The 4,277-nt window shown below is 59.5% G+C and carries 8 protein-coding genes; 3 read left to right on the forward strand and 5 right to left on the reverse strand.

What is annotated here, in order from left to right; all coding sequences use genetic code 11:
* Window positions 1–219: methionine adenosyltransferase domain-containing protein (locus AB4Y99_RS26120; RefSeq protein WP_441525375.1), on the forward strand; the 219-nt coding region annotated here is incomplete at its 5' end.
* Between the two features lie 499 nt (window positions 220–718).
* Here AB4Y99_RS26120 and AB4Y99_RS26125 read toward each other — a convergent pair.
* From AB4Y99_RS26125 to AB4Y99_RS26135, 3 genes are all read right to left on the reverse strand, one after another.
* Window positions 719–1,051 carry a methyltransferase domain-containing protein gene (locus tag AB4Y99_RS26125; protein ID WP_441525376.1) on the reverse strand — a complete coding sequence of 111 codons (333 nt, stop codon included), beginning with the start codon at window positions 1,049–1,051 and terminating at the stop codon, window positions 719–721.
* Window positions 1,052–1,222: 171 nt separating this feature from the next.
* Window positions 1,223–1,588 (reverse strand): type II toxin-antitoxin system VapC family toxin, encoded by a 366-nt coding sequence (locus tag AB4Y99_RS26130; RefSeq protein ID WP_441525377.1) that lies wholly within the window; start codon window positions 1,586–1,588, stop codon window positions 1,223–1,225.
* A complete protein-coding gene (locus tag AB4Y99_RS26135; protein WP_112764673.1) occupies window positions 1,582–1,797 on the reverse strand; it encodes a CopG family ribbon-helix-helix protein in 216 nt (71 codons plus the stop codon). Before AB4Y99_RS26135 ends, AB4Y99_RS26130 begins: the two co-directional genes overlap by 7 nt.
* A 176-nt stretch (window positions 1,798–1,973) precedes the next feature.
* On the opposite strand from AB4Y99_RS26135, the gene AB4Y99_RS26140 reads away from it, so the two are divergent.
* Window positions 1,974–2,414 (forward strand): hypothetical protein, encoded by a 441-nt coding sequence (locus tag AB4Y99_RS26140; protein ID WP_441525378.1) that lies wholly within the window; start codon window positions 1,974–1,976, stop codon window positions 2,412–2,414.
* A 356-nt stretch (window positions 2,415–2,770) separates the two neighbouring features.
* Window positions 2,771–2,986: a helix-turn-helix domain-containing protein gene (locus AB4Y99_RS26145; RefSeq protein ID WP_112764664.1), complete on the forward strand. Its 216-nt coding sequence runs from the start codon at window positions 2,771–2,773 to the stop codon at window positions 2,984–2,986.
* Window positions 2,987–3,340: 354 nt separating this feature from the next.
* Here the strand turns inward: AB4Y99_RS26145 and AB4Y99_RS26150 are convergent, their stop codons facing one another.
* Both AB4Y99_RS26150 and AB4Y99_RS26155 read right to left on the reverse strand, forming a co-directional pair.
* Window positions 3,341–3,832 carry a type II toxin-antitoxin system YhaV family toxin gene (locus tag AB4Y99_RS26150; RefSeq protein WP_441525379.1) on the reverse strand — a complete coding sequence of 164 codons (492 nt, stop codon included), beginning with the start codon at window positions 3,830–3,832 and terminating at the stop codon, window positions 3,341–3,343.
* Between the two features lies 1 nt (window position 3,833).
* The gene (locus AB4Y99_RS26155; RefSeq protein WP_112764666.1) at window positions 3,834–4,169 is read right to left on the reverse strand and encodes a type II toxin-antitoxin system PrlF family antitoxin; all 336 of its coding nucleotides are present in this window, start codon (window positions 4,167–4,169) and stop codon (window positions 3,834–3,836) included.
* Window positions 4,170–4,277 lie beyond the last annotated feature (108 nt).

Genomic DNA, 4,277 nt, shown 5'->3' on the forward strand with positions numbered 1-4,277 from the left:
CACGGTACTGGCAAGGTCGACGAAGCCAAGCTCGAGGACGTGCTCGGCAAGCTGGTCGACCTGTCGCCGAACGGCATCCGCAACCATCTCGGCCTCAACAAGCCGATCTATGCCAAGACCTCGGCCTATGGCCATTTCGGCCGCAAGGCTGGCCGCGACGGCAGCTTCTCCTGGGAGAAGACCGATCTCGTCGACGCACTGAAGAAGGCCGTCGCCTGACGACACCGTTTGGTCGTCAACGAGAAGGCCGGGTTCCCCCGGCCTTTTTCTTCGATGAAGAGGTCTCCGAAGCTAAGTTTGCATCAAGCACTTTGGGGTATGGATCTGAGCTATCTCAGGCGCTTATCACCGCTCCCAAGCGATCGACACCGGCGAGACGATCAGCCTAGCACAGATCGAGGCCGCTGCTTGGCCGATTTTGGCGCCTATTTCCGCAGGCAGAGGACGAGAACCCCGCCGTAATTCTCTGCTGCGATCCTGAATGTTCTAGAGATCAGAAACTTCCAATAGGCTTCTCGAAAGCCGGCCGCCTTTGCTCGATCAAGGATATCCCAGCCTGGGATTTCAAACACCAGCGACCCACCAGTTCCCATCGGATCGCCATGATATTCGGGTTCGGTGAAGTGGACTATCTCGCCGTCTTGTATGCGGGCCCTGACGATGCTTTTCTCGTCAACGAACGCGAAAGGGCATGTTCCGACGTGCCACCCACCCGCTTTCAGTACGCGGGCCATTTCTGAAGGGCTGCGTCCAGATCGGGAACATGCTCAAGTACTTCGGTCGTTACCCCCGCGTCGAACACGCCATCTGGGAAAGAGAAGCGGGTCAGGTCCTCCGTAGGTATCGGAAAAAGATCAGCGATCGTATCAGGATTGGTCGCATACTCGGAGCCGATGAAGCGCGGAAAATTGCCTCTCAGCAGAGCTGCTATCGGCGTTATTGCCTCCGTGCCATAGATGTTGGTTTTCGGAGAGTATTTACCGAGGCATCTGTGAAGGGCAAAGAGTACGGTCGATGGGTCTGACGCAATCTCGCTGACGTTTGGGATCATTGCGAGCCGATCAGACGGGCTTGGAGAAGATCGATCTTTCCGCGACCGTACATTTGGCGTTTGACGACCTTGAGACGGTTGATCTGGCCCTCGGATCATCACAGATCCGGATATGCCACRCGGCCATTGCTTCGGCTTGAGCGGCAGCTCCTATCGTTCGAACGGTGGGCGCTACAGCGCATAGGGTTCGCGTATCCCCGGGTCGTCGAACGGAAAGTCCTTGGTGTTGCGGGTCACGAGCAGACGTCCGGCGGTCTGCGCCGTCGCCCAGATCACCGCGTCCGGCAGCTTGATGCGATGCGCTCTGCGCAGCTCGACCGCACGGCTGGCGATCTCGTCGTCGAGTGCGATGAGCCTGAAGCCGTCAAGGAAGCGCCGGGTCGGCTCGACCAAATCTGCATCCGCTCCGACCATCACCTCCATCCAGGTGATGATGCTGATGGCCCGGTTCTCGAAGCGCTCGATTTCCGCACGGGCCTGAGCGATCGCGTTCAGATGGTCGATGAGGATATTGGTGTCGAACAGTGCGCCTACCATTCACCGCGCACCTTCTCCTGGTAGGCCAGACCGTCAAGCTTGCGCTTGCCCCACAAACCGAAGCCATCCCCGACCTGCTCGCGGTGATGGCGGTCGAGATAGCCGTCAATCGCGTCGCGGATCAGAGCGGCACGGGACCGGCGCATCCGTTTGGCGAGGATGTCGAGGGCTTCGACCTGCGCATCGTTCATGTCGATCAAGGCTCGCATCTCAGGCTCCATGATATGCGTCATGCATATCATATAATGTGGTGCAAGCGAAGAAAAAGCATCGCCTGGGTCGCGCCACCAAGCCTTTCGCTTCCAGSCAGACTGCCGAGCCATGCTCGGGTGGRTGYKTCCCGATTGCAACCGGCGACCCGGACGGGCTTTCATGYTGCGCGCCCATGCCGCGCTATACGGACAATGTCATCAAGCGCGGAGCGTACCAACGGCCAGGGGAAATCCGTACACTCCCCGAAGAATTCGCTTTCGCGCATGACCGCATTGAGTTTGCCCGCTACGCCGGCAAGCGTCGTGGCGGGCGTGACCGTCAGAGCGTCCAYCAGTTCCTGCTCACGGTCAGCGGCGATCCGTTCCGCCCGCATGGCCGCGGAATAGCCGATGCGTTCATCCTCGGCGTCCCAGCGGGCTTGATGGGCGGCCAGATCGGCTTCGGCCTTCGCGCGGATATCGGCGAAGGCGAAATCGTCGCCGAAATGGTTCCCGATCTCGCCCTGCCACCAGATGGCGAGAGTGGTGTCTTTCTCCGGCAGATRGACTTCCGCGCACGGAAAGCCAACAGTATTGACCAGTTGGGCCTCAAGGCGCTGCTGCTTCTCGCCTAGGGCGGCGGTGTTGAGACAGGCGACCTTCCATGCACGCCAGAGTTCCAGCGCGGGATCGCCAATGGCATTGCCAACCGGGCCTTGGTGGCACCTGCGCCATCGTCGAACGGCCAGGCCACTGCGGCCGCCGTCGTACCCGTCAGCAACGTCCTGCGCGTGACGGAAGACAAAGTTCTGCTATTCTCAGAATCAGCCATTGATCCGAGCTCCTTACAGCTTGGGCGTGGTTAGGCTAAGTGGAGTGTTACTGCACTCCGCTTAGCCGCTCAGGCCAGGAAATTATGTCTGTGACATAATTTTGCAGACCAAAAAATTATGTCAAGGTATTAATTTTGATAAAAGAAGAGCAGATACGAATGGCGCGAGCGGCATTGAAGTGGGGGGTACGGGACCTCGCCCGTGAAGCCCATGTGACAGCAGCTACCATTACGCGTATYGAAGCTGGCAAACCYGCACATGCTTCCACGCTAAAGGCCATCCGAACCGCGTTTGAAGCTTTTGGTATCGAATTCATCCCGGAGAACGGTGGAGGGGTCGGCGTTCGCTTGTCGCGCCGATCCGATCAAGCGTAGTAGCGCAGGCAAGCTGATCGCGCAGGAACATGATCCCGTCATCCGGCCACGGCGAAGCATCGGCGGCAAAATCGGACGGATCAGAGTCCGATCSTCCGGCCCCTGTCTCGCTCTGTCACGGGGTCGCCGCCGGACGTTACGGTCCCCGGTTCGTCGGCGCCAGCGCGACGGCGGCCAAGGCTGGCCCTTCGGACGCCTTGCTACGGCGGGGCTTCCGGCGAAATGACCGCTGCCGCCCCGGTCGCGTTAGTGATCGAAGCCGAATGGCGGAAWGGCGCCGARGGCGTGGTTCCGGCGCAGCCGAGAGCACGGCCCGAAGGGCAACGCCCTGAATTTCTTCGCGGACATTATCCGTCACGATTTCGAGGGAGATGCTTTTTCCAGTCGATCAACGGATTTGGGGTCGGAAGCCCGCTTGTGCAGCGCATCCCAATCGYCGGGCGGATTGCCGTCGTCCAGCATTCCCTTGAAGACCTTGTAGGCGTCYGTCTTGGMGCCATAGGTCCGCAAGCTGTTCTCGTCGTTCACCSAGGCGAAGATGATGACCTTACTTGCGCTGCTATACCGAAAAAARAGCCGGAAACGGCCATTGCCGAACTTGGCGCGAAACCAGTGCTTGCGATCATCGCCAAGGGTGGAGCCTTGGCGATAGACCGCCGCTGTCGGATCCGACGGGACCGCGACGGTGACGAGCTGGACCAAGGCGGCGAGCAGCTTGGCGTCGGCGGATTTCTGATAGCTCTCCGGCTTCTTCGCCTTGAGCGCGTCGACCGCCTCGATCAGCTTTTCCCACTGATCGAGAAAGAGAGGGTGTGCGAGGACGGTCCAGCCATTGRTCGTCAGCATATCAGATCGAGACGTCCCCCTCGATCTCGGCATCGAGATCGACCGTCATGCCCGCTGTCAGGGCAACAGCCCGGTCAAGCAGGGATTGCGGGAAAGGAAGGACGGATTTCTCGGGGTGCTTGGCCATATCCCGCGCGAGAAATTCAAGAAAACGGTCGATCACGGGATCGGCGGTTTCTTCAACCTCGGCCTTCTGGACATAGACGCGGCGCTGCTCATCGACAAAGAAGGCAATACGCCCGCCATAATCGACACCCAGCGCCTGCCGAACAGACTTCGGCACGGTGGTCTGTCCCTTGGCGGTGATGGTGCTTTCTTCTTTCAGTAGCGCTCCCATGGCGGGCCTCCTCAATTGGTCAAACAGAAAGTAAGGAAAAATTCTTACACAGTCAAGAAAATGCCCGCCAGCCGGTCCTCAGCCGTCGCTGTCGCCGTCGAGGATTTC

The organism is Allobosea sp. TAB14 (assembly GCF_052113865.1).
Lineage (GTDB): Bacteria > Pseudomonadota > Alphaproteobacteria > Rhizobiales > Beijerinckiaceae > Allobosea > Allobosea spartocytisi.

Excerpts from the sequence above, each read along its gene's own strand:
- AB4Y99_RS26125 (WP_441525376.1), bottom strand. The coding sequence starts at position 1,051 with ATGATCCCAAACGTCAGCGAGATTGCGTCAGACCCATCGACCGTACTC.
- AB4Y99_RS26130 (WP_441525377.1), bottom strand. The coding sequence starts at position 1,588 with ATGGTAGGCGCACTGTTCGACACCAATATCCTCATCGACCATCTGAAC.
- AB4Y99_RS26135 (WP_112764673.1), bottom strand. The coding sequence starts at position 1,797 with ATGCGAGCCTTGATCGACATGAACGATGCGCAGGTCGAAGCCCTCGAC.
- AB4Y99_RS26155 (WP_112764666.1), bottom strand. The coding sequence starts at position 4,169 with ATGGGAGCGCTACTGAAAGAAGAAAGCACCATCACCGCCAAGGGACAG.